A 26,711-nucleotide genomic window follows, 5' to 3' on the forward strand; every position below is an offset into this window, starting at 1 on the left:
GGGTAACTGTCCCCGCTCTCAACGGGTCCAGGCCCCTCACGACGGGCGAGAATCGGGCACACTGTCCTGATCCGCACCGCGACCGGGGAGCCCGCCGTGACCACATCCCGAGGAGACCACCAGCCGCGCCAACACACCGCAGGCGTCGACCCGTTGGGCGCGCTGCGCACACCGGCCGACCCCGAGTGCGACGTCTTCCTCACCGGCACGGTCTTCCTCGACATCATCTTCACCGGCCTCGACAGCGCCCCCGTGCGCGGCACCGAGTCCTGGGCGCGCGGCATGGGCTCCAGCCCCGGCGGCGTCGCCAACATGGCCACCGCGCTCGCCCGGCTCGGGCTGCGCACCTCCCTGGCGGCCGCCTTCGGCGACGACCACTACGGCGAGTACTGCTGGGACGCCCTGGAGCAGGGCGAGGGCATCGACCTGACCCGGTCGCGCACCGTGCCCGGCTGGCACTCCCCGGTGACCGTCTCCATGGCGTACGAGGGCGAACGCACCATGGTGTCCCACGGCCACGAGGCCCCGCCCCTGGACGGCGCCCTGCCCGCGACGGCGCCACGCGCGCGTGCCGCCGTGGCGTCCCTGGCGCCCGGCCGCCCCGAGGAGTGGGTCGGCGACGCCGCCCGCCGGGACACCCGCATCTTCGCCGACACCGGCTGGGACGACACCGGCCGCTGGGACCTGGCCGCACTGCCCGACCTGGACCACTGCGAGGCGTTCCTCCCCAACGCCCAGGAGGCGATGCGCTACACCCGCACCTCCTGCCCCCGCGCCGCCGCCCGCGCGCTCGCCGACAAGGTGCCGCTCGCGGTCGTCACCCTCGGCCCGGAGGGCGCCTACGCCGTGGACGGCGCGACCGGCGAGACCGCCGAGGTGCCGGCCATCGAGGTCGCCGCCCTGGACCCGACCGGAGCCGGGGACGTCTTCGTCGCGGGGTTCGTCACCGGCACCCTCGCCGGCTGGCCGCTCGCCGACCGGCTCGCCTTCGGCGGCCTGACCGCCGCCCTGTCGGTGCAGGAGTTCGGCGGATCGCTCTCCGCGCCGGGGTGGACCGAGATCGCCGCCTGGTGGAACTACGTCCAGGGCTGCGACGACCAGGACCCCGCCGCCCTGCGCCGGTACGCGTTCCTGGAGCCGCTCCTGCCCGCCCCCATCAGGCCCTGGCCGCTGCGGCGGGCCGTGCCCACGATCGGCTTCGGCCGGTCCGCGTGAGCGCCCCCGCCCCAGCGGTGACGGGAAAAGCCTTCGGGGTTGTCAGCCCCACGACGTACGCTGGATGTCCAGAGGTTGTCGAGCAGCGAGAACCCTGCAACGGAGGTATGTGCAGGCCTGAGAGCCGGCCCATGACGCAGACACCCACAGCCCAGACCCAGCAGGCGCGAGCCCACTTCACCGTCCCCGCCAAGCACCCGATGGTGACCGTCCTCGGCTCGGGCGACTCCCTGCTGCGCGTGATCGAAGAGGCGTTCCCGGCCGCCGACATCCATGTCCGGGGCAACGAGGTCAGTGCGGTCGGACCGGCGGGGGAAGTCGCTCTGATCCAGCGCCTGTTCGACGAGATGATGCTGGTGCTCCGCACCGGGCAGCCGATGACGGAGGACGCAGTGGAACGCTCGATCGCCATGCTCAGGGCGAGCGAGAACGGCACGGCCGAGCCGGGGCAGGAGAGCCCCGCCGAGGTGCTCACCCAGAACATCCTCTCCAGCCGCGGCCGCACCATCCGTCCCAAGACCCTCAACCAGAAGCGGTACGTCGACGCGATCGACAAGCACACGGTCGTCTTCGGCATCGGCCCCGCCGGCACCGGAAAGACGTACCTGGCCATGGCCAAGGCGGTTCAGGCCCTGCAGTCCAAGCAGGTCACCCGGATCATCCTGACCCGGCCGGCCGTCGAGGCGGGCGAGCGGCTCGGCTTCCTGCCCGGCACGCTCTACGAGAAGATCGACCCGTACCTGCGGCCGCTGTACGACGCGCTGCACGACATGCTCGACCCCGACTCCATCCCCCGCCTGATGGCGGCGGGCACCATCGAGGTCGCCCCCCTGGCGTACATGCGCGGCCGGACGCTCAACGACGCCTTCATCATCCTCGACGAGGCGCAGAACACGAACCCCGAGCAGATGAAGATGTTCCTCACCCGCCTCGGATTCGATTCCAAGATCGTCATCACCGGCGACATCACCCAGGTGGACCTCCCGGGCGGCACCAAGAGCGGCCTGCGGCAGGTCCGGGACATCCTGGACGGCGTGGAGGACGTCCACTTCTCGATGCTCACCTCGCACGACGTCGTACGGCACAAGCTCGTCGGCCGTATCGTCGACGCGTACGAGAAGTACGACAACCAAAACGGGAAGTAGACCGAAGAGCACCATGTCGATCGACGTCAACAACGAGTCCGGCACCGAGGTCGACGAGCAGGCGATCCTCGACGTCGCCCGGTACGCGCTCACGCGGATGCGCATCCACCCCCTCTCCGAGCTGTCGGTGATCGTGGTGGACGCCGAGGCGATGGAGCAGCTGCACATCCAGTGGATGGACCTGCCGGGCCCCACGGACGTCATGTCCTTCCCGATGGACGAACTGCGACCGCCGGGCAAGGACGACGACGAGCCCCCGCAGGGGCTCCTCGGCGACATCGTGCTGTGCCCCGAGGTCGCCGCCAAGCAGGGCCAGGACGCCCCCACGCAGCACTCCATGGACGAGGAACTCCAGCTCCTCACCGTCCACGGAGTGCTGCACCTGCTCGGGTACGACCACGAGGAGCCCGACGAGAAGGCCGAGATGTTCGGGCTCCAGGCGGCGATCGTGGACGGCTGGCGGGCGGAGAAGGGCCTGACGGGCCCCTCCCCGGCGCCGACCGTCTCATGAGCGCCCAGCTGATCCTCGGCGCGGTCGCGCTGGTCGTGGTCGCCTGGCTCGCCGCGTGCGCGGAAGCCGGGCTCGCCCGCGTCTCCAGCTTCCGCGCCGCCGAGGCGGTACGGGTCGGGCGGCGCGGCGCGGCCAAGCTGGTCCAGGTCGCCTCCGACCCGACCCGATACCTGAACCTGGCGCTGCTGATCCGGGTGGCCTGCGAGATGGCGGCCGGGGTCATGGTGACCTACGTCTGCCTCAACGAGTTCGACGAGACCTGGGCGGCCCTGCTGGTCGCGGTCGGCGTCATGGTCCTGGTGTCGTACGTCGCCGTCGGCGTGTCCCCCCGCACCATCGGCCGCCAGCACCCGCTGAACACGGCGACCGCCGCCGCGTACGTCCTGCTGCCGCTCGCCCGCGTCCTCGGCCCCGTACCGCAGCTGCTGATCCTCATCGGCAACGCCCTCACACCTGGCAAGGGCTTCCGCAAGGGCCCCTTCGCCTCCGAGGCCGAACTGCGCGCCATGGTCGACCTCGCCGAGCAGGAGAGCCTCATCGAGGACGACGAGCGGCGCATGGTCCACTCCGTCTTCGAGCTCGGCGACACCCTCGTCCGCGAGGTCATGGTCCCGCGCACGGACCTGATCTCCATCGAGCGGTACAAGACCATCCGCCAGGCCCTCACCCTGGCGCTGCGCTCCGGCTTCTCCCGCATCCCTGTGACCGGGGACAACGAGGACGACGTCGTCGGCATCGTCTACCTGAAGGACCTGGTCCGGAAGACCCACATCAACCGGGACTCCGAGTCCGACCTGGTCTCCACCGCCATGCGGGCCGCGTCCTTCGTCCCCGACACCAAGAACGCCGGCGACCTGCTGCGGGAGATGCAGCAGGAGCGCAACCACTGCGCCGTCGTCATCGACGAGTACGGCGGCACGGCCGGCATCGTCACGATCGAGGACATCCTGGAGGAGATCGTCGGCGAGATCACCGACGAGTACGACCGGGAACTGCCGCCCGTGGAGGAGCTGGGCGAGGGCCGCTTCCGGGTCACCGCACGGCTCGACATCGGCGACCTGGGCGAGCTGTTCGGCCTCGACGAGTACGACGACGAGGACGTCGAGACGGTCGGCGGACTGCTCGCCAAGGCCCTCGGCCGGGTCCCGATCTCCGGCGCGTCGGCCGTGGTCGACCTGCCGGACGGCCGGAGCCTGCGCCTGACGGCCGAGTCCCCGGCCGGCCGCCGCAACAAGATCGTCACGGTGGTCGCGGAGCCGGTCTCATGACCCCCGAACAGCTGCGGGCCTTCTGCCTCTCCTTCAACGACGTGGTGGAGGACTTCCCGTTCGGTCCGGAGACCTCGGTCTTCAAGGTCGCGGGCAAGGTGTTCGCGCTGTCCGCCCTGGACGGCCGGCCGCTCACCGTCAACCTCAAGTGCGACCCGGAGATCGCCCTCCGCCTGCGCGCCGAGCACCCGGCGATCGTCCCCGGCTACCACATGAACAAGCGCCACTGGAACACGGTGACGGTCCAGGAGCTCCCGGAGCGCCTGGTCCACGAGCTGGTCGAGGACTCGTACGACCTGGTCGTGGCGGGCCTCCCCAAGGCGACCCGCCTACGCCTGGACCGCCCGTAACACCCACCGCCCCGCACCCGGAGACGTACCCGGGGCGGGGCCGTGCCCACCACCCACCGTCCCGCACCCGGCGACGCACCGGGGTGGGGCCGTGCAGGGTCGCCCCCGCAGGGGCTGGCGGCGTTACCGGGGCTCCCTGTCCCGTAACCCGAGGCCGCCGGCCCCGAGGAGGCGAGCCCGGAGGGGCCACGCCCCCCACCCACCGTGCGTATCCGCACCGCCCACCGGGCGAACCGGGAACAGACACCGCCCCGGTCCCGTTGTGCCCACCCTCCCCCAAGCTCTCGGCTTCGCTCGAGCAGGGGGGACCCCCATCGCCCAGCGGGACGACTGCCCACAACGGGTGGGGTGGGGCGCCGGCGGGGCGATCGCCCGGTTCAGGCGGGGTGGTTCCGGCTTGGACGTCGGAGGCCGGCCGCCACCACGGCCGCCGCCGTCAGGACGATCGCCGCGTCGATGGCCAGGACCGTGCGGACCCCGCCGAACAGGTCGCCCCGTGTGGTGGCGAGCACGCCCAGCAGGGGAATCCCGATCGTCAGCGCGACCTGCTGCGTGGTGGTCACCAGGCCGGTCGCCAGGCCCTGCTCCTCGTCCGGCACCCCGGACGTCACCGTCAGCCCGTACGACACGATCGCGCCCAGGTGGAACACGCTCGCCAGCGAGACGCCCACCGCCGCCAGGAGCGCCCCCGACGTCGGGCCGATGCCCAGCAGCAGGGCCACGCACAGCCCCTGGCCCACCAGCGAGCCCACCAGCGTCCGGCGGGCGCCGAAGCGGCCGATCACCCTCGGGGCGAGCGCCCCGGCGGCCGCGGACACGCCACCCTGCACACCGAAGACGAGACCCGTCGCGAAGGCGGACAGCCCCAGCGTTTCCTGGAGGTACAGCGTCAGGACGAAGATGACCGCGCTCATCATGGAGAACGTGACCAGCCCGCCCAGGTTGCCGAACGCCACTGTCCGCCGCCGCAGCATCGACAGCGACACCAGCGGCGTGTCGTGCCGGGACTCCACCACCGCGAACGCCACCAGCAGTGCCACCCCGGCGGCCAGCGCCGCCCGCACGTCCGTGCCGCCGAAGCCGTGCTCGGCCGCCGTCGACAGGGCGTAGATCAGCGCCAGCAGTCCACCGGTGACGGTGACGGCGCCCGGCACGTCGAGGCGGGGCCGGCCGGGCGTGCGCGACTCGGGCAGCAGGACCATCGCGGGCGGCAGCACGACCAGCGCGCACACGGCCAGCAGGCCCATGGTGGAGCGCCAGCCGAGGGTGTCGGTCATGACACCGCCCAGCACCATGCCGATGGTGAACCCGAGCGACAGCAGCGTGCCGCTGATGCCGAGTGCCCGGTCGCGCAGCGGTCCCTCCGGGAACGTCGTGGTCAGCAGCGACATGCCCGTCGGCACGATCGCCGCCGCCCCCAGTCCCTGGAGCGCCCGTCCCGCGAGGAACGACGCCGGGTTCCAGGCGAACGTGGCCAGCAGTGACGCGGCGCCGAACAGCACCAGCCCGGTGAGGAACAGTCTGCGCCGCCCGTACAGGTCGGCGACCCGCCCGAACAGCAGCAGGAACCCGCCGGACGGCAGCGCGAAGGCGGTGACCGCCCACTGGAGCGCCGACCGGCCCAGCCCCAGGTCCTCGCCGAGGACGGGCAGCGCCACGTTCAGTACGGAGAAGTCGAGCGCCACCATGAACTGGGCGGCGCACAGCACGAAGAGGATCAGCCCGGCGCGGCGCTTCAGCCGTGCGGGCGCGGAGGTCTCGGAGGTGTCGATGGTCATGCCCCGACCCTCCGGCCGCCGAAGCGCGCCTGGGGAGCGGCGACTTATCCTGTTGGCCGCACCACCAGGCAGGGGGAGGACCATGTGGTGACAGCACCTGAAAGCACAGCGTCCCGCGGTACGGACTACAAGAACCTCCGGCTCGCCGAGCTGCGCGCGTTCCTGAGGAGCCGTCGCGCCCGGGTGACGCCGGCGGAGGCGGGGCTGCCCGACGGCGGCGCGCGGCGCCGGACCCCGGGGCTGCGCCGCGAGGAGGTGGCCGTCCTCGCGGGCGTCGGGGTGTCCTGGTACCAGTGGCTGGAGCAGGGCCGGGACATCACCGTCTCGCCGCAGGTGCTGGACGCGGTGGCCCGGGTGCTCCGCCTCACCCCCGCCGAGCGCCGCCACCTCTACGTACTGGCCGGGCTGAACCCGCCCCCGGCGGAGGTGGATCCGGCGCAGCGGGACATGTGCGCCGGGCTGCGCCGGCTGATCGACGCGTGGATGCCGTACCCGGCGCACATCATGGACCGGTACTGCAACACGGTCATGTACAACGACTCGGCGTCGGCCGTGCTAGGGATGCGCCCGGGCATGCCGCAGAACGGTCTGATCGCCTTCTTCACCGACCCGCTGTACCGGACGCGTTCGAAGAGCTGGGCCCGCAACGCCCCGCAGCTCGTCGCCCAGTTCAGGGCGGCCTGTTCGGAGTGCCCGCAGGACGAGGGGTTCCGCGCGGTGGTGGAGGAGGCGAGGGCGGCCAGTGAGGAGTTCGCCGAGCTGTGGGAGCGCCGTGACATCGCCCCGGCGGGCCAGGTGCACAAGGAGCTCGACCACCCGGTGGTCGGCACCCTGCACGTGGAGTCGACGCAACTGCGCGTTCCCGCCCGGCCGGACCTGATGATCGTGCTGCACACCCCGCTCCCGGAGGCGGACACGGCGGCCAAACTGGAGTGGCTCGCGAGCCCGGAGGGGCGGCGGGAGGCGATGTACCCGGTGGCCGGGTGAGGACAGTCCTGTGCCCTTCCTGTGATCTCCCTGTGTGTATCCTCAGCGCGGCCGATCATCGGCGGGGAGGGGGGAACCGCAGCTCCCCAGGAACACCACTTTCTAGGGGAGAACACACCCTCATGCGTACTCGCATCCGTCGCGGCGTCGCCGTCGCGCTCACCGTTTCCGCGCTCACCTTCACCGCCGCGTGCGGTGGCGGCTCGTCCGACAAGGGCGACGACAGCGCCGCCAAGGGCAAGGACAAGGCCGCCGAGCAGCCGGCCGACAAGCCGGCGGCCGCCACGCCGCTGACCGCCGCGCAGATGAAGGCGGGCACCCTGACGGTCGCCGACCTGCCCAAGGGCTGGGTGTCCATGAAGAACCCGGCCAGCACCGACGAGGTTCCCAAGGCCGACAAGCCCGAGTGCCAGCCGATCGCCGACCTGATGCACGACAAGATCGCCGGCGCCACCATGGGCGCGAACGCGGACTTCACGGGCGGCAACGGCGCGAACCAGCTCACCCACCAGGTCATGACCTTCCCCGGCACGGGTGCCGCGGACTTCGTGACGCCCATCGGCGAGGCCTCGGAGAAGTGCACCGGCTTCAAGACGACCATGGAGGGCGCGCCCGTCGAGCTCAAGGTCGCGAAGCTGGCCGCGCCGAAGACCGGCGAGGAGTCGCACGGTGTGCGCGTCAGCATGGACCTCGGCGGGGCGATGGAGTTCGCGCTCAACGTCGTCGTCGCCCGCCAGGGCAGCGGGGTGTCCCGCCTGGTGTTCCTTCCCGGCACCCCGGACGCCGCCAAGGAGCTCGACGACCTCGCCAAGCGTGCGGGTGACAAGTTCGTCGAGGCCGCCCAGGGCTGACACTGATCGCGGACTTATCCTCGGGGCATGACACAGACCACCGACCTCGGCCCCGAGGACCGCAAGATCATCACCCTGGCGCGCAGCGCCCGTGCCCGTAACGGCGTGCCCGAGGGCGCGGCGGTACGGGACGAGACGGGGCGTACGTACGTCGCCGGGACCGTCGCTCTGGAGTCGCTGAACCTCAGCGCGCTCCAGACGGCGGTGGCGATGGCCGTGGCCAGCGGTGCGAAGTCGCTGGAGGCCGCGGCCGTCGTCACCGGCGCCCCGGCCGCCGCGGACGCGGACCGCGCCGCCGTCCGTGACCTGGGCGGTCCGGACACCCCGGTGTTCGTGGCCGGCCCCGACGGGGAGCTGCGCGTCACGGTGAGCGCCGGCTGATGGCCGGTGCGGGGGAGAGGACCAGGGGCCTGACCTACTCCTGGATCGTCCTGGCCGTCGGTGCCGTCGGCGTCGTCATCAATCTCGTCGACTGGTTCGTCGAGGGCGGCCTGGAGCCGTACCACGTCTTCCCGCTGCTGCTGGTGCTCTGGGCGGCGGCCGACCTGCTCAAGCCGGCCAGGCCGGCGGTGGCGCGGGCCGCGCAGGGGGTGGCCGGGGTGCTGCTGGTCGCGGCCGGGCTCGCGGCGGGCGTCCCGGCGGCGGTCGCGCTCGTGCGGGGCGAGCCGGTCGACTGGCTGGACCTGATCCTGGGCGTCCTCACCGTCCTGTACGCGGCCTCGGCGGCCGCCGCGCTGGCCGCACGGCTGCGCTCGCGGCAACGGGCGTCGGCGGTGGGCGCCGGGTCCGGCACGGAGCCCGTGGTGGGTGAGGGGGCGAGCATCGGGGAGAATGGCCGTCATGAGCGCTCGTAACCCTGAAACCGAAGCCGCCCACCGGGCCGGCTTCGCCTGCTTCGTCGGCCGCCCCAACGCGGGCAAGTCCACCCTCACGAACGCTCTGGTCGGCCAGAAGGTGGCGATCACCTCCAACCGGCCGCAGACCACCCGGCACACCGTGCGCGGCATCGTGCACCGGCCGGACGCGCAGCTGATCCTGGTCGACACCCCGGGCCTGCACAAGCCCCGCACCCTGCTGGGCGAGCGGCTCAACGACGTGGTGCGCACCACGTGGGCCGAGGTCGACGTGATCGGCTTCTGCCTGCCCGCGAACGAGAAGCTGGGCCCCGGCGACCGGTTCATCGCCAAGGAACTGGCGGAGATCAAGAAGACCCCGAAGGTCGCGATCGTCACCAAGACCGACCTGGTGGACTCCAAGACCCTCGCCGAGCAGCTCATCGCCATCGACCAGCTCGGCAGGGAGCTGGGCATGGAGTGGCAGGAGATCATCCCGGTGTCGGCGGTCGGCGACAAGCAGGTCCAGCTGGTGGCCGACCTGCTGATCCCGCTGCTGCCCGAGAGCCCGCCGCTCTACCCGGAGGGCGACCTCACGGACGAGCCGGAGCAGGTCATGGTGGCCGAGCTGATCCGCGAGGCGGCGCTCGAGGGCGTACGGGACGAGCTGCCGCACTCGATCGCGGTGGTCGTCGAGGAGATGATCCCGCGCGAGAACCGCCCCAAGGACAAGCCGCTGCTCGACATCCACGCCAACGTCTACATCGAGCGCCCCAGCCAGAAGGGCATCATCATCGGCCCCAAGGGCCAGCGCCTCAAGGAAGTCGGCACCAAGTCCCGCAAGCACATCGAGGCGCTCCTCGGTACGCCGGTCTTCCTGGACCTGCACGTGAAGGTCGCCAAGGACTGGCAGCGCGACCCCAAGCAGCTCCGCAAGCTCGGCTTCTAGGAACCGGGCCCGGCAGTGCCGGGCCCGGGTCTCCGTCCCCCCGCTACGCGCCCTCCCGAAGCACCCGTCCCACCAGTGCCCGCTGGGCTTCGGTGAGGCCGGGGTCGGTGCAGTGGACCGTTCGGTCGTCGACCGTGATCTCGTAGGCGAACCCGTCCGGTACGCCCGGCGGCCGCTTCTCGTGGCCGCCGGTGAGCGCCGCCTCCGCCAGGGCGTGCCAGTCGGGGGCGTCGGGCAGTTTCGAGGTGTCGACCTCAGCCCGTCGCTCGATGCCCGCGAAACCGCCCGTCCGGATCACCCGAATACGCATGGGTCCTGTCTACTCCGTCGGTAGCCCGACCGTCGACCAGGCCTTCACGACGGCGTCGTCCTCCGGGCCGCCCGCGCCGAACCGGTCGCGCACCGCGGTGACCGTCAGCCGCGAGAAGTCCGCGAAGTCGGCGTCGACGGCCAGCCTGCCGCCGGTCAGCACGTCGTACCAGACCTGCCCGGCCCGCTCCCAGGCGTTGCCGCCCAGTTCCGTGGCGAAGAGGTAGAAGGCGTGGTTCGGGATGCCCGAGTTGATGTGCACGCCTCCGTTGTCGGAGCCGGTGTGGACGTAGTCGTCCATCGTCGCGGGCTGCGGGTCCTTGCCGAGGACGTCGTCGTCGTACGCCGTGCCGGGGGCCTTCATCGAGCGGAGGGCCCGGCCCTGGACGGCCGGCGCGAGCAGTCCGGCGCCGATCAGCCAGTCGGCCTGTTCGGCGGTGTGCCCCAGTGCCTTCTGCTTGACCAGGGAGCCGAAGACGTCCGACATGGATTCGTTGAGGGCGCCGGACTGGCCGAAGTAGGCGAGGTTGGCCGTGTACTGGGTGACGCCGTGGGCCAGTTCGTGTCCGATGACGTCCACGGCGATGGTGAAGTCGAGGAAGATCCTGCCGTCCCCGTCGCCGAAGACCATCTGGTCGCCGTTCCAGAAGGCGTTGTTGTAGTCCTCGTCGTAGTGGACGGTGGCGTCCAGCGGCAGGCCGGAGCCGTTGATCGAGTCGCGCCCGTAGGCGTCGCGGAACAGCTCGAAGGTGGCGCCGAGGCCGGCGTACGCGCGGTTGACGGTCGCGTCCTTGGTCGGCTCCGCGCCCTCGGCGCGCACTTTCCTGCCCGGCAGGGCGGTCCCGTGCCTGGCGTCGTAGATGGTGCGCTTCGGTGTGCCGGCGGGCGCGTCGGCCACCGCGTGCACGGCCGCGGCGCCCATGACGGTGGTCAGCCGGCGGGCGGTGCGGTTCGCGGCGTCGGTGACGAGGGTGCGGCGGGCGGCGGCGGCGACGTCGGGGTCGGCGGCGCGGGCGAGGTGGTCGAGGAGGTGCGGCGGGACGATCGTGCAAAACGCGGGAGCTGTGGCAGTCATGCACCGCAATGTGGCACTGTGTTACGGACCTGTCACGAGCAGCGACGGCAATTCCTGAAAAGGAGTGATTCGTCACCGTCCGACGGTTACGGCAGCGAATCCCGCATACTGAAACGGCACCTCCACTCACGGTGTTGCTCGGCTAGGCTTGTCCGCATCATGCGTTTCGGGCTGCTTCTCCTTAGCTGCCGCGGCGAGGGCCTGTAGTCGTAGGCCGACCCCCTCCCCGCGGAGTCTGGTGCTGCTTCGACCCAGTCGGCCGTCCCTGTGAAGGACAACCGAGGAGCCCTACGCAATGTCCCAGCCCGTTGGCCGCCCCACGCCGATCACCAACGCGACGCACACCCAGAAGCCGTCCGGGATGCCCGTCCACAAGTACGGCTCGTACGAGGCCGTCGACATCCCCGACCGCACCTGGCCCGACCGCCGCATCACCAAGGCGCCGCGCTGGCTGTCCACCGACCTGCGGGACGGCAACCAGGCGCTGATCGACCCGATGAGCCCCGCCCGCAAGCGCGAGATGTTCGACCTGCTGGTGCGCATGGGGTACAAGGAGATCGAGGTCGGCTTCCCGTCCTCCGGCGAGACCGACTTCAACTTCGTACGCTCCATCATCGAAGAGGGAGCCATCCCCGAGGACGTGACGATCTCCGTCCTGACGCAGGCGCGCGAGGAGCTGATCGAGCGCACCGTCGAGTCGCTGCGCGGCGCCCACCGCGCCACCGTCCACCTGTACAACGCGACGGCGCCCGTCTTCCGCCGGGTCGTCTTCCGCGGCTCCAAGGAGCAGGTCAAGCAGATCGCCGTCGACGGCACGCGCCTGGTGATGGAGTACGCCGACAAGATCCTGGGCGACGAGACGGTCTTCGGCTACCAGTACAGCCCGGAGATCTTCACCGACACCGAGCTGGACTTCGCCCTGGAGGTCTGCGAGGGCGTCATGGACGTCTGGCAGCCCGAGGAGGGCCGCGAGATCATCCTGAACCTGCCGGCCACCGTGGAGCGCTCCACGCCGTCCACGCACGCGGACCGCTTCGAGTGGATGTCGCGCAACCTGTCCCGCCGCGAGCACGTCTGCCTGTCCGTCCACCCGCACAACGACCGCGGTACGGCGGTGGCGGCGGCCGAGCTGGCGGTCATGGCGGGCGCCGACCGCATCGAGGGCTGCCTGTTCGGCCAGGGCGAGCGCACCGGCAACGTCGACCTGGTGACGCTGGGCATGAACCTGTTCTCGCAGGGCGTCGACCCGCAGATCGACTTCTCCCAGATCGACGAGATCCGCCGCACCTCCGAGTACTGCAACCAGATGGAGGTCCACCCGCGCCACCCCTACGCGGGCGACCTGGTCTACACCGCCTTCTCCGGCTCCCACCAGGACGCCATCAAGAAGGGCTTCGACGCGATGGAGGCCACCGCCTCCGCCGCCGGCAAGACGGTCGACGACATCGAGTGGGCCGTGCCGTACCTGCCGATCGACCCCAAGGACGTCGGCCGGTCCTACGAGGCGGTCATCCGCGTCAACTCGCAGTCCGGCAAGGGCGGCATCGCGTACGTCCTGAAGAACGACCACAAGCTGGACCTGCCGCGCCGGATGCAGATCGAGTTCTCGAAGATCATCCAGGCGAAGACCGACGCCGAGGGCGGCGAGGTCACGCCCAAGGCCATCTGGTCCGTCTTCGAGGACGAGTACCTGCCCAACCCGGAGAACCCGTGGGGACGCATCCAGCTGCGTTCCGGCCAGACCACGACCGACAAGGACGGCACGGACACCCTGACCGTCGAGGCGGTCGTCGACGGCGCCGACACCGTCCTGGCGGGCACCGGCAACGGCCCGATCTCCGCGTTCTTCGCCGCCCTGCAGGCCATCGGCATCGACGTACGCCTGCTGGACTACCAGGAGCACACCATGAGCGAGGGCGCGTCCGCGCAGGCCGCCTCGTACATCGAGTGCGCCATCGACGGCAAGGTCCTGTGGGGCATCGGGATCGACGCCAACACCACCCGCGCCTCGCTGAAGGCGGTCGTCTCGGCCGTCAACCGCGCCGCGCGCTGATCCACGCCGCACGGAACCCCGCCCGCCCGGAGTCTTTCCGGAGGGCGGGGTTCAGCCATGTCCGTGGCGATCTCACGCCGGGGTGCTGACGCGACATCATCGATGTGGCTAACATCACGCCAACGCGGCAAGGTGGCCGAGGCGTTCTGGAGGTGCGACGTGCTGCCAGCACGAGGATCACGCGAGCGGGACGGGCGTATCGGCTCAGGCATCCGCGCGCGCATCTGCTCGGTTTCCACCTCGTGGAACACCGTCGGCGACGGCCAGTTCTTCTGTCCCGGCTGCGGCGGCGACCGCAACTACCGGCGCCGCACCGGCCGCAGGCGCCTCACCCTGCTCGGCGTTCCGCTGCTGCCGCGCGGGCTCGCCGGACCCGTCGTCGAATGCGCCGCCTGCCACGGGCACTACGGCACCGACGCGCTGGACCACCCCACCACCGCCCGCTTCTCCGCGATGCTCCGCGACGCCGTCCACACCGTCGCCCTCGCCGTCCTCGCGGCCGGTGGCGTCTCCTCGCGCCCGGTCCTGCGGACCGCCGTCTCCGCCGTCCGCGCCGCGGGGTACGAGGACTGCACCGCCGACAGCCTCACCGCGCTCATCGAGGCCCTCGAAGCCGACACCGGCCGCTTCGTCGCCGACACCGGCACCCCGTGCGGCGCCGCGCTCGCCATCGAGCTCCACGAGGCCCTGGAGCCGCTCACCCCGCACCTGGCGCCCGCCGGACGGGAGTCGATCCTGCTGCAGGGCGCCCGCATCGCGCTCGCCGACGGCGCGTACACCACCGCCGAGCGGGACGTCCTCACCACCGTCGGCGCCGCCCTGCACCTCCCGGCCGACGACACGGCCCGCCTGATGGAGACGGCGCGGACGCCGTTCTAGCCCCGGCCGCCGGCCACGGCCGCCCGCACGGGGCGGTGCCGTGGACGCTCCTGCCGGGCCCGGCACCGCGTCCTAGGATGATCGCCATGCTTTCGGTCACCCGGCGTACAGCTGTGCTCACCACCCTGCTCGTGCTGCTGCCCGCCGTACTCACCGGATGCACGAACGGCGGGAGCGACGGGCAGCCACCTCCCACGCCGGAAGCGAAGCAACCGTCCGCGAAACCGGCACCCGCCCAAGGCCTCGGCGACATCATCGTGGCGGGCCGTGCCATCACCGGCGCCGAGCCGACCGGCCACCCCAAGGTGCCCTACCGGCGCACCTACACCGACGGTGAGCTGTACGCCGCTGTCACCGGGTACCGGTCCGCCGCGTTCGGCACCAGCGGCCTGGAAGCGGTCCACGAGGACGTCCTCGGGCCCGCCGCCCGGCACCGGGGCCGCCCGCCCGGCACCGTCGTGACCAGCATCGACCCGGCCACCCAGCGGGCCGCCGCCGAAGGGCTGCGCGGCGAGACCGGCGCCGCGGTCGCCCTGGACGTGCTGTCCGGCCGGATCCGCGCCCTGGTGAGCGCCCCCTCGGTCGACCCGGCCACCTTCGGCGGCTCCACCCCCAAGGACGCGGAGGCGTGGAAGAAGGCCCAGGCCGACGACGACAAGCCGCTGCTGAACCGCGCCCTGCGCGAAGCGGTGACCCCGGGCGGCGTCTTCCAGCCGGTCGTCGCGGCGGCCGCCGTCGAGCACGGCCTCTACGCCTCCGTCGACGCCCCGACCCGTAGCCCGCTGGCCGCCGGCGACCCGGCGCCCTGCGAGAACGCGACACTGCGCACCGCCCTGCGCCTGTCCTGCGCCAACGTGTTCGCCCGGGTCGCGGCCGACCTGGGAGCCGACACCCTGGCCGCGACCGCCGAGACGTTCGGCTTCAACGACGACGCGCTGGCCGTGCCCGTGCGCGCCGCCCAGAGCACCTTCCCGCGCGGCGACCGGAGCCAGAAGCAGCTCGCCGCGGTGGCCAACGGGCTCGGGGACGTCACCGCCACACCGCTCCAGGCGGCCCGGATCATGGCCGTCCTCGCGGCCGGCGGCAAGCAGCTCCACCCGAGCCTGGTCGACCACGTCACCGGCGGCGACGGCGCCAGCAGGGCCCCGACGGTGCCCCCGGGCACTCCCCGCCGTGTCCTGCGCCAGGACACCGCCGAGCAACTCCGCTCGGCCCTCGGCCCGTCGGAGACCCGGTCGACCTGGGTGGCCGCCCCGCAGGGCGCCCACGGCGGCACGGGCACCGCGTGGACGGTGTCCCTCGCGCGCACCGCCGACGGCCGTCCGGTGGCGATCGCCGTGTGCGTCACGGGCGTCGACGGGACGGCACCGGCCATGCGCGTCGCCGAGCTGATGGGCGAGGCCGCCCGGGGGACGACGGGTTCCTGAACCGCCCCCGTCCGGAGCCGCGGACGGGCGGTGGGCACCCGCGCACCCCTGACCCGTGGCTGGATTTCGCCGTTGCCGATGATCGTTCGTCATCGGTAGGTTGACGCCGTGACTGCCGGGTCGGCCATGGGCCATTCACGAGTAGGGCACCCGGCCTCGGCGTGACGCCGGGGCGGGCCAGAGCCCCGCCTTCTTCTGTTTTCTCTCCGCGTACAGCCGTGCACCCGCGTGCACGCAGCAGTCCTTCACCCTGGAGCAGAAAGCAGAGAATTGCCCAACGATTTCAACCTGCCCATCATCGAGGAGTTCCGCGCCAACCACGGCCGCGTGGGCGGATGGCTCGAGGGGGCCCGGCTCGTCCTGCTGACGACCACCGGCGCCCGGTCCGGGAAACCGCACACCACGCCCGTGGGGTTCTACGCCGACGGCGACGGCCGGATCCTGGTCATCGCCTCCGCCGCCGGCGCCCCCCAGCACCCCGCCTGGTACCACAACCTGGTGGCCCGACCCCGGGTCACGGTGGAGACCGGCGTCCTCACGTACGAGGCCGAGGCCACCGTCCTCACGGGCGAGGACCGGGACCGCGCCTTCGCCCGCGCGGTGGAGGTCGAGCCCGGCTGGGCCGCCTACCAGGCGAAGACCAGCCGGGTTATCCCCGTCGTCGCCCTGACCGAGGTGCCCGGCCCGCCCCGCTTCAACGCGACGTCCCTCGGCGAGACCATCAGGGTCGTGCACGACGCCTTCCGCCGCGAACTGGGCCTCATCCGCAAGGAGATCGCCGAGTCCGGCACCGCCAAGGGCCTCGCCACCCAACTGCGGGTCAACTGCCTGACGATGTGCCAGGGGCTGCACAACCACCACACCGGGGAGGACACGATGCTCTTCCCGGCGCTCGCCGACCGCCACCCCGAACTGGCCCCGGTGGTGGACCGGCTGCGGCAGGAGCACGAACGGATCGCCGTCCTCCTCGCCGACCTGAAGAAGGTGGTGACCGACGAGGCCGCCGATCCCCGGCAGGTGCTGCTGGACGTCGAACGGCTCACGGACGAGCTGGAGGCGCACCTGCTGTACGAGGAGAAGGAGCTCGTCCCCCTGCTGGACGCGTGAAACGCGGCCGGGCCGCCCCCCAGGGTCAGGGGGCGGCCCGGCCGCGTCGGCTCACTGCCCGGCGCTGGCCCGCAGCATGCCCTCACGCTCGACGATCTTGACGCGCTCGCGGCCCTCGGCCTCGCCCAGCGCCCGCTCGGCGGCGTCCAGGCGGTACCAGCCCTCCCACGTCGTGTACTCCACGCCCTTGTCCCGCAGGTACGCCACCACGGCGTCCTCCTCCGGCGACTCGGGCGTCAGGAGCCGGCCCTCGCGGTGGTCCTCCAGCAGATTGGCCACCGTCTCGTTGGCGTCGCCCTTGGTGTGACCGATCAGGCCGACCGGACCGCGCCGGATCCAGCCCGTGACGTACGTCGACGCCATGTGCTCGCCGCCCTCCATCACCCGGCCGCCCTCGTCGGGCACGGTGCCGCTGGCGAGGTCGAACGGCAGCTTGGGCAGCTCGTCCGACAGGTAGCCCACCGCGCGGTACACGGACTGGACGTCCCACGTCGTGAACCGGCCCGTGCCCTTCACGTTGCCCGTGCCGTCCAGCTCGGTCCGCTCGGTGCGCAGGCCGACGACCTTGCCGTCCTCGCCGACGACCTCGGTGGGCGACTCGAAGAAGTGCAGGAACAGCTTGTGCGGCCGGTCGCCGACGTCGCGGATCGCCCAGTTCTCCAGGGTCTTGGCGACCATGTCGACCTGCTTGTTGGACCGGCGCGACTCGATCGAGCCGTCGTCGTAGTCGATGTCCTCGGGGTTGACGATCACCTCGATGTTCGGCGAGTGGTCCAGCTCGCGCAGCTCCATCGGGCTGAACTTCGCCTGCGCCGGGCCGCGCCGGCCGAAGACGTGGATCTCCAGCGCCTTGTTCGCCTTCAGGCCGTCGTAGACGTTCGGCGGGATCTCGGTGGGCAGCAGTTCGTCGGCCGTCTTGGCGAGGATGCGCGCCACGTCCAGCGCCACGTTCCCCACACCCAGCACGGCGACCTTCTCGGCCTCCAGCGGCCAGGTGCGCGGCACGTCCGGGTGACCGTCGTACCAGGAGACGAAGTCGGCGGCGCCGTACGAACCGTCCAGGTCGATGCCGGGTATGTCGAGCGCCCGGTCGGCCGTCGCGCCCGTGGAGAACACCACGGCGTCGTAGAACGCCCGCAGGTCGTCCAGGGCGATGTCCGTGCCGTAGTCCACGTTGCCGAACAGCCGGATCTGCGGCTTGTCCAGCACCTGGTGCAGCGCGGTGATGATGCCCTTGATGCGCGGGTGGTCCGGAGCCACGCCGTACCGGATCAGGCCGAACGGCGCGGGCATCCGCTCGAAGAGGTCGATCGACACACCGGGGTCGGCTGCGGCATCGGACTTCAGCAGCGCGTCGGCGGCGTAGATTCCGGCGGGGCCGGCACCGACGATCGCGACCCGCAGGGGGCGGGGCATGACGGATTCCCTTCGAGCGAGGAGTGAGCGGTCACATGACTGCTCATACGCACCCTAAGTAAGGCTCGCCTCACCTCGGTACCCGCCCCCCGTCTATGGCCCCATAAGCCCGGCTTATGAGGTCTCTCGCCTCCACGCATGAACCGCGCCACGCTGGAACCATGAACGGCACAGCCGGCTGGGGCGCCAAGCTGATGAACAGCTCGATCACCGGGATGTCCCCGTGGATCCTCTTCTCCCTGCTCGCGGGCCCCGGCCGCTACCAGCTCGCCGCCGGCCTCGCCCTCGCCACGGCGGTCCTCCTCCTGCTCGTACGGCACCGGCCGATCTTCCTCGAAGCCGCCGGGCTCGTCTTCTTCGCCGTCCTCACCGTCCTCGGCATGATCGCCCCACCGGACACCCTGCGCTGGCTGGAAACGTACGGGAACGAGGTCTCCAACCTGACGATCGTCGCCCTGGCGGTGGTGTCCGTCGCGGCCGGGACACCCCTGACGACGCCCTACGCCCGCAAGAAGGTCCCCCGCGAGCTCTGGCACACCCGCGACTTCCGGCGGATCAACCTCGTCGTCACCCACGCCTGGAGCCTGGCCTTCCTCACCGCCGCCGTAGCGGGCCTGATCGGCGACCTCGTGCTGCGCGATCCGGACAACCTCTGGACCGCCTGGCTCGTCCAGGCGTCCGCGCTGATCACCGCGGCGCGCTTCACCGAGTGGTACCCGGCCGTCCCCAGACCCCCGGTACGGCGCCTGCTCATGCCGTTCGTCGGCCTGCTCATCCCCATGGGCGTCCTCGTCCTCGTCTACGACGCGGCACCCAGATGGTTCGCGGTCGGCCTCATCGTGACCGGCGTGATCCTCGCGCGGGCGCTCCGCAAGGAGGTCGCCGTCGCCAAACAGGAGGGCCGGGAGCCGTAGCTCCCGCGCCCGCCGCGGGACACGGTCATGGACTCACCACCGCTCGAAGGCGGTGAAGGTGAGTCCGCCGCCCGACCCGGCGGCGATGAGCCGCCCCCGGTGCTCGTAGAAGCGGGAACCGGGAACCTCGTCGCGGAAGTGCCGCTCGTCGAGTTCCTCGCCATCGGCGGCGTCGAACACGAACAGGTCGGTGATGTCGCTGGCCTGGGTGGACCACTCGCCGAGCACGGTGATCCGGTCGCCGTGCGCGATCAGCGCGGCGGCGGGCTCGTCCAGGGGCTCCGCCCACACGTTCTCGCCGGTCGTCAGGTCGTAGGCGACCAGGGTGTGGTGCTCTCCCTTCTCGTAGTAACCCGGCAGCGCGTACAGCCGCTCGCCGACGATCGCCGTCTGGGTCGGATCGGCTGCGGCGATCTTGCCGTGGTCGCCGTCGAACTCGATGCCGGGGCGCGGCCGTCCGTCCTGGCTGAACGAGAGGTACGTGCCCTCGTCGAGGCTCCCGTCCCGCCCGACGGCGAGCACCAGCGGGTCGGTGGATTCGATGGAGACCACGGCGCCCAGATCCATGGGGAGACGTGCGTCCAACGGGACCTTCCACTCCAGGGCGCCCGTCGCGCGGTCGAAGGCGGCCATGTGCAGCTCGGCGCCGTCCGTGCTGCCTCTGCCGAACTCGTCCGTCTCCTCGCCGCCGCACTCCAGGACCGCGAACACCTGCCCCTTGCCGGCGGCGACTCCGTGCGGGCCGCACTTGTCGGGCACGGCAGCCGTCCAGTAAGGCCTGCCCGTGCGCAGGTCCACGGCGCGCAGAGAGGCGTGGTCGTCCTTGGTCCGCGCCTGCCGCGCGTCACGGTGGTCATGGGCGACGACGGCGATGCCGCCGCCCGCGTCCAGGAACGGGGCGGGCTCGTCGAACCGCCCGGTCGCGACCTTCCGCTGGGCGGTCCACAGCTGTCGGCCGTTCTTCAGGTCGAGAGCGAGGACGGTCGCGCATCCCTTGCCCGGCGCGGCGGGGGCGCTGTGGTCGCCGCCCTCCTCCCCGTACGCGACGAGCAGCACCGACGCGTCCGCGTGCTCCGCGCTCCCGCAGATCCTGGTACGGCCGGGCGGCACGTACTCCCACAGCTTCCTGCCGTCCTGCCCCTCCGCGAGGCCGAACCCGGTCACCGCGTCGAACCGGCTCCGGACGGCGACGTCGCCGACGACCCACGTGTCGTTGGCCAGCGTGTCGTCGGTGGGTCGGTCCTTCGCCGCCGTCCACGTCCGCACCATGGCGTCGCCCGGCAGATAGCCCTGATACGACAGGATCCAGGCCGTGATCGACCCGACCACCGCCAGGACGACGGCGGTGGTCGTCAGCGTCCTCACGCGCGTTCTCACCACGCGGCACCACTCGTGCTGTACACGGCCCAACCCCCCAGTTGATCCACAAAAGAGGATCAGAGTAGGCCAGGCCCAGCCGTCCCGACACCCTCGACGAACACCCGCCACGCGGGGGCGCCGACCACGAGGACGGGCCCGGTGGGGTTCTTGCTGTCCCGGACGGGAACGATGCCGCCGGGGAAGTCGTACGCCACTTCCACGCAGCTTCCGCCGTTGCCGTCGCTGTAGGTGCTCTTGCGCCACCGGGCGGTGCTCAGGTCGTACGCGCGCATCGTCTGTGGTCCTCCGCCGCTGATTCGATCAGGGTCAGGGACGCCTCTTGGGGGAGTGCGCTGGCCCTCAGCAGATCGTAAGCGGCCTGCACTTGCTTCACCAGGGCCGGATCGTCCAGCAAGTTCCCCGAATACACGGCCTCTGTATAGGCGGTCGGCGGTGCGTCCTCGAACTCCATCAGCGTGACCATGCCAGTCAGCAGCGCGTACGCCCCGGCTTGGTAGGGGATCACCAAGGGCAGCACGATCCGCTCCCGCGCCAGGGCCACGATGTGGTCCAGCTGGCCGGCCATGGTGGCAGAGCCTCCCACTGGCGTACGCAGCACGTTCTCGTGCACGATCGCCCAGTACACCGGTGCGGACGGCCTTCTCAGGATGTGCGCACGGTCAATTCGGGCAGTGACCTTGCCCTCGACGTCCTCCTCTGAGATGAACGGGTTCATCGCCAACGTGACGGCACGTGCGTACGGAGCGGTTTGCAACAGGCCGGGCACCAGGGTCGGGGCGAAGTCACACAGCTTCGTCGCCAACGACTCCAGCTCCGCCGCTGCCGCGAAATACTCCGCATAGGGCGACTTGTTGATGAGTTGACGACACATCCGCTCGAAAAAGCCATCGGTTTGTAGGACCTCGTCGATCCTCGCCGCCACGTCCAACTGTGGTTTACGGATGGCCTGTTCGAATTGGCCGATGTATCCGCCCGATACGAAGACCTTCCGCCCCAGTTCCTGCTGCGTCATTTTCGCGGCTTCGCGCCGGTTCTTCAGCTCCGTGCCGTAGAACTCCCAGGCGGCCTGCCTGGACGAGCCTGCGTTGGCCATGGATTAACACCCCAGTCCTGCCGCGCAGTTGTAGCGCGTGCGCAACTGCCAATGCTAGGGGTGCGGGTCCATCCTGGGGGCAGTTAGCGGGAAATGGATTCGGAAAGGACGGCGTTGGTGAAGGAAGAAAGCGTGCGGCAGTCGATGGGGACCGTTGAGGACGCGGAGGAGGCGGTGGCGGAATTGCGCGCGGCGCTGGAAAGGGCGGGAATCAAGCTCCCGTCGCTGGGGTTGGACCCCGTCACCTGTGCCGCCGAGCCCCCTCGGCCGCTCGTGGAACTGGGACGTTGCACGGTGGAGACGGCACGCCTGCTGGCCGCCGCTCTGCCGGAGGAAGGTGGACGGGTATGAGCCTGCCGTTCGGGTTGACGGTCGGGGCGTACGTCGTGGACGTGCGCAGCGGACGCGTGGGGCGCCTCATGGGGCATGTGGGGCCGTACGTCCAGCTGAGGCCCATCGGGGGCGGGCGGGAGTGGGACTGCCCGCCGGAAGGGGTGCGCCCGGCGACGGACGCGGAGCGGATCAGCGCCGCGACGTCGTACGTGAACGCGCGGAGCCGGGGCGAGGTGCCGTGACTGCCGGCGACGGCAGTTCAGTGGAGCGGTTTCACGGTGGCTCGCTTCCCCGCCCGGCCGAGGTGGTCCAGGAGGCGCTGGATGTCACCGGGATCCGACGTGATCACCGTGGCGGAGGTGCGCGCGCTGATGAGGGCCACGGCGCCGTCGACCGGGTCCACCACGTCGGCGTGCCCGAGGAGCTCGCCCACCCTCCGGGCCAGCGCGTCGTCCAGCGGCAGGACGTCACATCCCTGGAGCAGGCGGGCGAGCGCCGCCTGTCGTGCGCCGTTTCGCCACACCTGTGCGACGACGGGGGACGGTACGACCGGTACGCCGCCTGCCGTCAGGTATGAGCGGTGCAGGCGCCATAAGGTCGACTGGTTCCGCTCGGCGGCGATGAGAGCCCCCGCGTCGTACACCATGGTCCGCAGAGTGGTCATGGTCATGCGGCATCGTGGTGGGAGGTGGAGCCGTCCATCGGCGGGCCGGTGACGAGATCCATGACGGAGTCCACCCATGCCTGTTCCTCGGGGGTGGGCGGACCCAGTTCCGCCAGGACTTCCTCCGCCGCGGCCAGCCCCGCCTCGATCTTGGCTGCCTTCTCGGCCGCTCGGGACAGCCACGCGGAGACGCTGAGGCCGTCCCGCTCCGCGGCCTGCCGGACGGCTTCGAGTGTCTCGCTGGGAATGGTGATCGTGACGCGTTCGAGGCTCATACTCGTAGTCTTACTGGCCGCTCGCGGTTTTGCCATGCCACGTTCCCGGGTTCACCGGCGCGAGTGATCGGCCCCCTGCCGGGGGGAGCGGGCCACGGGCCCCGCCTCCGTACGGGACAATGGCTCCATGACCCTGTTCCGCGACGACGGCATCGTGCTGCGCACCCAGAAGCTGGGTGAGGCGGACCGCATCATCACGATCCTCACGCGCGGGCACGGGCGCGTGCGGGCCGTCGCGCGGGGTGTGCGGCGGACCAAGTCGAAGTTCGGCGCGCGGCTGGAGCCGTTCAGCCACGTCGACGTGCAGTTCTTCGCGAGGGGCAGCGAACTGGTGGGGCGCGGGCTGCCGCTGTGCACGCAGAGCGAGACGATCGCGGCGTACGGCAGCGGGATCGTCTCCGACTACGCGCGGTACACCGCCGGCACGGCCATGCTGGAGACCGCCGAGCGGTTCACGGACCACGAGGGCGAGCCGGCCGTGCAGCAGTACCTGCTGCTCATCGGGGGCCTGCGGACCCTCTCCCGGGGCGAGCACGCCCCGCACCTGATCCTGGACGCGTTCCTGCTGCGGTCGCTGGCCGTGAACGGCTACGCGCCGTCGTTCGAGGACTGCGCCCGCTGCGGGATCCACGGGCCGAACCGGTTCTTCTCCGTGGCGGCGGGCGGGGTGATATGCGGCGACTGCCGGGTGCCCGGGAGCGTCGTACCCTCTGCGGAGGCCGTCGGTCTGCTCAGCGCGCTGCTGACCGGCGACTGGGAGACGGCGGACGCGTGCGAGCCGCGCCACGTCAGGGAGGGGAGCGGGCTGGTGTCCGCGTATCTGCACTGGCATCTGGAGCGGGGGCTGCGCTCCCTTCGGTACGTCGAGAAGTAGAAGCAGAATGAGGAGAGTGTGAGCCCCATGGCACGACGCGGATTCCTGGGACGGTCCCGCCGCGACTACAAGGACCCCGAGCCGCACCCCTCGGGCGGTCGCCCGCCGAAGATCCCGGGCGAGCTGGTGCCGACCCACGTGGCGATCGTCATGGACGGCAACGGCCGCTGGGCGAAGGACCGGGGCCTGCCGCGCACCGAGGGGCACAAGGTCGGGGCCGAGCGCGTGCTGGACGTCCTCCAGGGCGCGATCGAGATGGGCGTCGGCAGCATCTCCCTGTACGCCTTCTCCACCGAGAACTGGAAGCGCTCGCCCGACGAGGTGCGCTTCCTGATGAACTTCAACCGCGACTTCATCCGCAAGACCCGCGACCGGCTCGACGAGCTGGGCATCCGGGTCCGCTGGGTGGGGCGGATGCCCAAGCTGTGGAAGTCGGTGGCCAAGGAGCTCCAGATCGCGCAGGAGCAGACCAAGGACAACGACCGGCTCACTCTCTACTTCTGCATGAACTACGGCGGGCGCGCGGAGCTCGCGGACGCCATGCAGGCCATCGCGGAGGACGTGAAGGCCGGAAAGCTCGACCCGTCGAAGGTCGGCGAGAAGACGATCCAGAAGTACCTCTACTACCCGGACATGCCGGACGTGGACCTGTTCCTGCGGCCCAGCGGTGAGCAGCGCACCTCCAACTACCTGATCTGGCAGAGCGCGTACGCCGAGATGGTCTTCCAGGACGTGCTGTGGCCCGACTTCGACCGCCGCGACCTGTGGCGGGCGTGCCTGGAGTTCGCCCAGCGCGACCGGCGCTTCGGCGGGGCGATCCCGAACGAGGAGCTGCTGGCCATGCAGGGCCGCCCGGAGGGCGAGCAGCCGGCCGTCTGACCGCGTCGCTACGATCACAGCTCTGTCCATGACAAGGAGGAGCCGTGGCCGACGCAGTGCCCGGGACGACGCGGGACGCCGTGGAACTGACGTACCTACCCGCCCTCGCCGACGCGGTGGGGGCGATCCGTGCCCGCGCCAGGGCCACCCCGTCGGGGCGGCTCCAGAACGGGGTGCTGCTGGGGTGCTCCCTGCTCATGGTGGGCGCACTGGTCCTGAACCTCACCAGCCCCAAGGGGCCGAGCATGGGCGGCACGGCGCTCTGCGTCGCCGCACTGGTTCTGGCGGCCGGCCTGTACCTGCTGGTGCCCGGCCTCCAGGGCCAGCAGGTGCACCGGATGTACGCCACGCAGGGCGAGTTCCGGGTGGTCGTCGACGACGAGGGCGTACGGCAGTTCTCGCGGGACCTCGACATGACGTACCGCTGGCCCGCACTGCCCCGCTACACCGAGACCGGCGACCTGTTCGTGCTGCTCACCGGTGACCGGCACGGCATCGGCCTCGTCATCCTCCCCAAGCGGGCCGTCGCCGGCCCGGACGGCGCCGACCGGCTGCGGGCGGTCCTGGACCGCAACATCCGCCGCATGTGACGCGGCGACGCACACGAGAGGGGCCCGCACCGGACGGTTCCGGTGCGGGCCCCTCCCACGCGTCAGGTCTTACGCGCGTCAGGCGTTCTTCGCGGCGCACTCCACGCACGTACCGAAGATCTCCACGGTGTGCGCCACGTTCACGAACGCGTGCTCCGCGGCGATCGCCTCGGCCCACTCCTCGACGGCCGGGCCCTCCACCTCCACGGCCTTGCCGCACATCCGGCAGACCAGATGGTGGTGGTGCTCGCCCGTCGAGCAGCGGCGGTAGACCGCCTCGCCGTCGCTGGTGCGCAGCACGTCGACCTCGCCCGCGTCGGCGAGGGACTGGAGGGTGCGGTAGACCGTCGTCAGGCCCACCGAGTCGCCGCGGTGCTTGAGCATGTCGTGCAGCTCCTGCGCGCTGCGGAACTCGTCCACCTCGTTCAGCGCCGCCGAAACGGCAGCTCGCTGCCGGGTCGACCGGCCGCGCACGCCGGGGGTTCCAGCCATCGCCACAGGTGCCTCCTCAACACTCGGCCCGCTCAACCGTACGTCCGGGCCATTCTGCCAGGCCCCGCCACGGGGCCCGGCAGCTCCGCGTCACGCCTTCCCGGCCCCGGCGCCCTCGTCCGCGGAGGCCGGGGGAGCCACGGGGCCCGCGGGGGGCGCTGTGCTCGCGGGGGTCGCGGTGCCCGAGGGAGCCGCTGTGCTCGCCACTGCCACGTCACAGGCCTCCACGTCCGCCGGTGCGGCGGCCCTGGCGCGGCGCCGGGCCAGCGGTGCGGCGAGGGCGGTCAGCACCACGAACACCGCTATGGCCAGCAGGACGATGGTCGCGCCCGGCGGCACGTCCTGGTAGTAGGTGGTCACCGTGCCGGCCAGCGTCACGCCCGTACCGATCAGGACCGCCAGGGCGAACGTCGCCCTGAAGCTCCGGGTGAGCTGCTGGGCCGCCGCGACCGGTACCACCATCAGCGCGCTGACCAGCAGCAGCCCGACCACCCGCATGGCGACGGTGACGGTCACCGCGGCGGTGACGGCGATCAGCAGGTTCAGCGCCCGCACCGGCAGGCCGGTGACCCGGGCGAACTCCTCGTCCTGGCTCACCGCGAACAACTGCCGCCGCAGCCCGACCGTGACGAGGATCACGAACGCCGCCAGCACGCAGACGGCGACGACGTCCTCCTCGGACACCGTGGACAGCGAGCCGAAGAGGTACGACAGCAGGTTGGCGTTGGACCCCGTCGGCGACAGGCTCATCAGCATCAGGCCGCCCGCCATGCCGCCGTAGAAGAGCAGCGCCAGCGCGATGTCCCCGCGGGTGCGGCCGTACGCCCGGATCAGCTCCATCGCCACCGCGCCCGCGACGGCCACCAGCGTCGCCGTCCACACCGGGTTGGCGGACATCAGGAAGCCCAGGCCGACGCCCGTCATGGCGACGTGCCCGATGCCGTCGCCCATCAGCGCCTGGCGGCGCTGCACCAGGTGGATGCCGACCGCCGGGGCGGTGATCCCGACCAAAACGGCCGCGAGGAGCGCCCGCTGCATGAAGGGTTCGGAGAGGAAGTCCATGA

The 26,711-nt window shown here is 71.4% G+C and carries 31 protein-coding genes; 20 read left to right on the forward strand and 11 right to left on the reverse strand.

Annotated elements, in window-relative coordinates:
* The first annotated feature begins 96 nt into the window (after positions 1–96).
* From EIZ62_RS22345 to EIZ62_RS22365, 5 genes are all read left to right on the forward strand, one after another.
* The gene (locus EIZ62_RS22345; protein WP_156694470.1) at positions 97–1,215 is read left to right on the forward strand and encodes a carbohydrate kinase family protein; all 1,119 of its coding nucleotides are present in this window, start codon (positions 97–99) and stop codon (positions 1,213–1,215) included.
* Positions 1,216–1,346: 131 nt separating this feature from the next.
* Positions 1,347–2,360: a PhoH family protein gene (locus EIZ62_RS22350; protein ID WP_156694471.1), complete on the forward strand. Its 1,014-nt coding sequence runs from the start codon at positions 1,347–1,349 to the stop codon at positions 2,358–2,360.
* A gap of 13 nt (positions 2,361–2,373) precedes the next feature.
* Positions 2,374–2,871 carry an rRNA maturation RNase YbeY gene (gene ybeY, locus EIZ62_RS22355; RefSeq protein WP_156694472.1) on the forward strand — a complete coding sequence of 166 codons (498 nt, stop codon included), beginning with the start codon at positions 2,374–2,376 and terminating at the stop codon, positions 2,869–2,871.
* A complete protein-coding gene (locus EIZ62_RS22360; RefSeq protein WP_156694473.1) occupies positions 2,868–4,139 on the forward strand; it encodes a hemolysin family protein in 1,272 nt (423 codons plus the stop codon). The genes ybeY and EIZ62_RS22360 overlap by 4 nt, the downstream gene beginning before the upstream one ends.
* Positions 4,136–4,489 (forward strand): MmcQ/YjbR family DNA-binding protein, encoded by a 354-nt coding sequence (locus EIZ62_RS22365; RefSeq protein ID WP_156694474.1) that lies wholly within the window; start codon positions 4,136–4,138, stop codon positions 4,487–4,489. Before EIZ62_RS22360 ends, EIZ62_RS22365 begins: the two co-directional genes overlap by 4 nt.
* A gap of 377 nt (positions 4,490–4,866) precedes the next feature.
* Here EIZ62_RS22365 and EIZ62_RS22370 read toward each other — a convergent pair whose 3' ends face one another.
* The gene (locus tag EIZ62_RS22370; protein ID WP_156694475.1) at positions 4,867–6,267 is read right to left on the reverse strand and encodes an MFS transporter; all 1,401 of its coding nucleotides are present in this window, start codon (positions 6,265–6,267) and stop codon (positions 4,867–4,869) included.
* A gap of 87 nt (positions 6,268–6,354) precedes the next feature.
* Between EIZ62_RS22370 and EIZ62_RS22375 the strand changes: the two genes are divergently transcribed.
* The 5 genes from EIZ62_RS22375 (at position 6,355) to era (ending at position 9,887) form a co-directional block, all read left to right on the forward strand.
* Positions 6,355–7,254: a helix-turn-helix transcriptional regulator gene (locus EIZ62_RS22375; RefSeq protein ID WP_208828003.1), complete on the forward strand. Its 900-nt coding sequence runs from the start codon at positions 6,355–6,357 to the stop codon at positions 7,252–7,254.
* A 122-nt stretch (positions 7,255–7,376) separates the two neighbouring features.
* A complete protein-coding gene (locus tag EIZ62_RS22380; RefSeq protein WP_156694477.1) occupies positions 7,377–8,105 on the forward strand; it encodes a hypothetical protein in 729 nt (242 codons plus the stop codon).
* Positions 8,106–8,132: 27 nt separating this feature from the next.
* On the forward strand, positions 8,133–8,486 hold the full coding sequence (locus EIZ62_RS22385; RefSeq protein WP_156694478.1) for a cytidine deaminase: 354 nt from the start codon (positions 8,133–8,135) through the stop codon (positions 8,484–8,486).
* On the forward strand, positions 8,486–8,959 hold the full coding sequence (locus EIZ62_RS22390; RefSeq protein WP_156694479.1) for a hypothetical protein: 474 nt from the start codon (positions 8,486–8,488) through the stop codon (positions 8,957–8,959). Before EIZ62_RS22385 ends, EIZ62_RS22390 begins: the two co-directional genes overlap by 1 nt.
* Complete coding sequence (gene era, locus EIZ62_RS22395) at positions 8,937–9,887, forward strand: GTPase Era (RefSeq protein WP_425281838.1); 951 nt, start codon at positions 8,937–8,939, stop codon at positions 9,885–9,887. The genes EIZ62_RS22390 and era overlap by 23 nt, the downstream gene beginning before the upstream one ends.
* Positions 9,888–9,930: 43 nt before the next feature.
* Here the strand turns inward: era and EIZ62_RS22400 are convergent, their stop codons facing one another.
* Both EIZ62_RS22400 and EIZ62_RS22405 read right to left on the reverse strand, forming a co-directional pair.
* Positions 9,931–10,197, reverse strand: coding sequence for a protealysin inhibitor emfourin (locus tag EIZ62_RS22400; protein ID WP_156694481.1), 267 nt, complete (start codon positions 10,195–10,197; stop codon positions 9,931–9,933).
* Between the two features lie 9 nt (positions 10,198–10,206).
* Complete coding sequence (locus EIZ62_RS22405) at positions 10,207–11,271, reverse strand: M4 family metallopeptidase (protein ID WP_156694482.1); 1,065 nt, start codon at positions 11,269–11,271, stop codon at positions 10,207–10,209.
* Positions 11,272–11,566: 295 nt separating this feature from the next.
* On the opposite strand from EIZ62_RS22405, the gene leuA reads away from it, so the two are divergent.
* The 4 genes from leuA to EIZ62_RS22425 all read left to right on the forward strand — a co-directional run bounded on the left by leuA (position 11,567) and on the right by EIZ62_RS22425 (position 16,737).
* A complete protein-coding gene (gene leuA / locus EIZ62_RS22410) occupies positions 11,567–13,324 on the forward strand; it encodes a 2-isopropylmalate synthase (protein WP_156694483.1) in 1,758 nt (585 codons plus the stop codon).
* A gap of 159 nt (positions 13,325–13,483) precedes the next feature.
* On the forward strand, positions 13,484–14,203 hold the full coding sequence (locus tag EIZ62_RS22415; protein ID WP_425281839.1) for a TerB family tellurite resistance protein: 720 nt from the start codon (positions 13,484–13,486) through the stop codon (positions 14,201–14,203).
* Positions 14,204–14,289: 86 nt separating this feature from the next.
* Complete coding sequence (locus EIZ62_RS22420; protein WP_167536411.1) at positions 14,290–15,630, forward strand: penicillin-binding transpeptidase domain-containing protein; 1,341 nt, start codon at positions 14,290–14,292, stop codon at positions 15,628–15,630.
* A 270-nt stretch (positions 15,631–15,900) separates the two neighbouring features.
* Positions 15,901–16,737, forward strand: coding sequence for a nitroreductase/quinone reductase family protein (locus tag EIZ62_RS22425; protein WP_156694486.1), 837 nt, complete (start codon positions 15,901–15,903; stop codon positions 16,735–16,737).
* Positions 16,738–16,788: 51 nt separating this feature from the next.
* Here the strand turns inward: EIZ62_RS22425 and EIZ62_RS22430 are convergent, their stop codons facing one another.
* Complete coding sequence (locus EIZ62_RS22430; RefSeq protein ID WP_156694487.1) at positions 16,789–18,153, reverse strand: FAD-dependent oxidoreductase; 1,365 nt, start codon at positions 18,151–18,153, stop codon at positions 16,789–16,791.
* Between the two features lie 161 nt (positions 18,154–18,314).
* Between EIZ62_RS22430 and EIZ62_RS22435 the strand changes: the two genes are divergently transcribed.
* The gene (locus tag EIZ62_RS22435; protein WP_156694488.1) at positions 18,315–19,067 is read left to right on the forward strand and encodes a hypothetical protein; all 753 of its coding nucleotides are present in this window, start codon (positions 18,315–18,317) and stop codon (positions 19,065–19,067) included.
* 33 nt (positions 19,068–19,100) lie between these two features.
* Here EIZ62_RS22435 and EIZ62_RS22440 read toward each other — a convergent pair whose 3' ends face one another.
* The 3 genes from EIZ62_RS22440 to EIZ62_RS22450 form a co-directional block, all read right to left on the reverse strand.
* A complete protein-coding gene (locus EIZ62_RS22440; protein ID WP_156694489.1) occupies positions 19,101–20,432 on the reverse strand; it encodes an outer membrane protein assembly factor BamB family protein in 1,332 nt (443 codons plus the stop codon).
* Between the two features lie 71 nt (positions 20,433–20,503).
* Positions 20,504–20,719, reverse strand: a complete 216-nt coding sequence (locus EIZ62_RS22445; protein ID WP_156694490.1) for a DUF397 domain-containing protein — start codon at positions 20,717–20,719, stop codon at positions 20,504–20,506.
* Positions 20,701–21,540, reverse strand: a complete 840-nt coding sequence (locus EIZ62_RS22450) for a helix-turn-helix domain-containing protein (RefSeq protein ID WP_156694491.1) — start codon at positions 21,538–21,540, stop codon at positions 20,701–20,703. Before EIZ62_RS22450 ends, EIZ62_RS22445 begins: the two co-directional genes overlap by 19 nt.
* Before the next feature lie 144 nt (positions 21,541–21,684).
* Between EIZ62_RS22450 and EIZ62_RS22455 the strand changes: the two genes are divergently transcribed.
* Positions 21,685–21,891, forward strand: coding sequence for a hypothetical protein (locus EIZ62_RS22455; RefSeq protein WP_156696547.1), 207 nt, complete (start codon positions 21,685–21,687; stop codon positions 21,889–21,891).
* The gene (locus EIZ62_RS22460; protein ID WP_156694492.1) at positions 21,888–22,115 is read left to right on the forward strand and encodes a hypothetical protein; all 228 of its coding nucleotides are present in this window, start codon (positions 21,888–21,890) and stop codon (positions 22,113–22,115) included. The genes EIZ62_RS22455 and EIZ62_RS22460 overlap by 4 nt, the downstream gene beginning before the upstream one ends.
* Before the next feature lie 17 nt (positions 22,116–22,132).
* On the opposite strand, the gene EIZ62_RS22465 is transcribed toward EIZ62_RS22460, so the two are convergent.
* A complete protein-coding gene (locus tag EIZ62_RS22465) occupies positions 22,133–22,543 on the reverse strand; it encodes a type II toxin-antitoxin system VapC family toxin (RefSeq protein WP_208828006.1) in 411 nt (136 codons plus the stop codon).
* Entirely contained in the window at positions 22,540–22,812 is a 273-nt protein-coding gene (locus tag EIZ62_RS22470; protein WP_167536412.1) for a ribbon-helix-helix protein, CopG family, read from the reverse strand. The genes EIZ62_RS22465 and EIZ62_RS22470 overlap by 4 nt, the downstream gene beginning before the upstream one ends.
* A 127-nt stretch (positions 22,813–22,939) precedes the next feature.
* Here EIZ62_RS22470 and recO point away from each other — a divergent pair, with 127 nt between their 5' ends.
* The 3 genes from recO to EIZ62_RS22485 are packed head-to-tail and all read left to right on the forward strand — an operon-like array spanning position 22,940 to position 25,155.
* Positions 22,940–23,686, forward strand: coding sequence for a DNA repair protein RecO (recO, locus tag EIZ62_RS22475; protein ID WP_156694494.1), 747 nt, complete (start codon positions 22,940–22,942; stop codon positions 23,684–23,686).
* Between the two features lie 27 nt (positions 23,687–23,713).
* Positions 23,714–24,565 (forward strand): isoprenyl transferase, encoded by an 852-nt coding sequence (locus EIZ62_RS22480; protein WP_156694495.1) that lies wholly within the window; start codon positions 23,714–23,716, stop codon positions 24,563–24,565.
* Between the two features lie 44 nt (positions 24,566–24,609).
* Positions 24,610–25,155, forward strand: a complete 546-nt coding sequence (locus EIZ62_RS22485) for a YcxB family protein (protein WP_156694496.1) — start codon at positions 24,610–24,612, stop codon at positions 25,153–25,155.
* 78 nt (positions 25,156–25,233) lie between these two features.
* Here EIZ62_RS22485 and EIZ62_RS22490 read toward each other — a convergent pair whose 3' ends face one another.
* Positions 25,234–25,647: a Fur family transcriptional regulator gene (locus EIZ62_RS22490; protein ID WP_156694497.1), complete on the reverse strand. Its 414-nt coding sequence runs from the start codon at positions 25,645–25,647 to the stop codon at positions 25,234–25,236.
* Between the two features lie 90 nt (positions 25,648–25,737).
* Complete coding sequence (locus EIZ62_RS22495; RefSeq protein ID WP_156694498.1) at positions 25,738–26,709, reverse strand: metal ABC transporter permease; 972 nt, start codon at positions 26,707–26,709, stop codon at positions 25,738–25,740.
* Positions 26,710–26,711 lie beyond the last annotated feature (2 nt).

Source organism: Streptomyces ficellus, assembly GCF_009739905.1.
Taxonomy (GTDB): domain Bacteria; phylum Actinomycetota; class Actinomycetes; order Streptomycetales; family Streptomycetaceae; genus Streptomyces; species Streptomyces ficellus_A.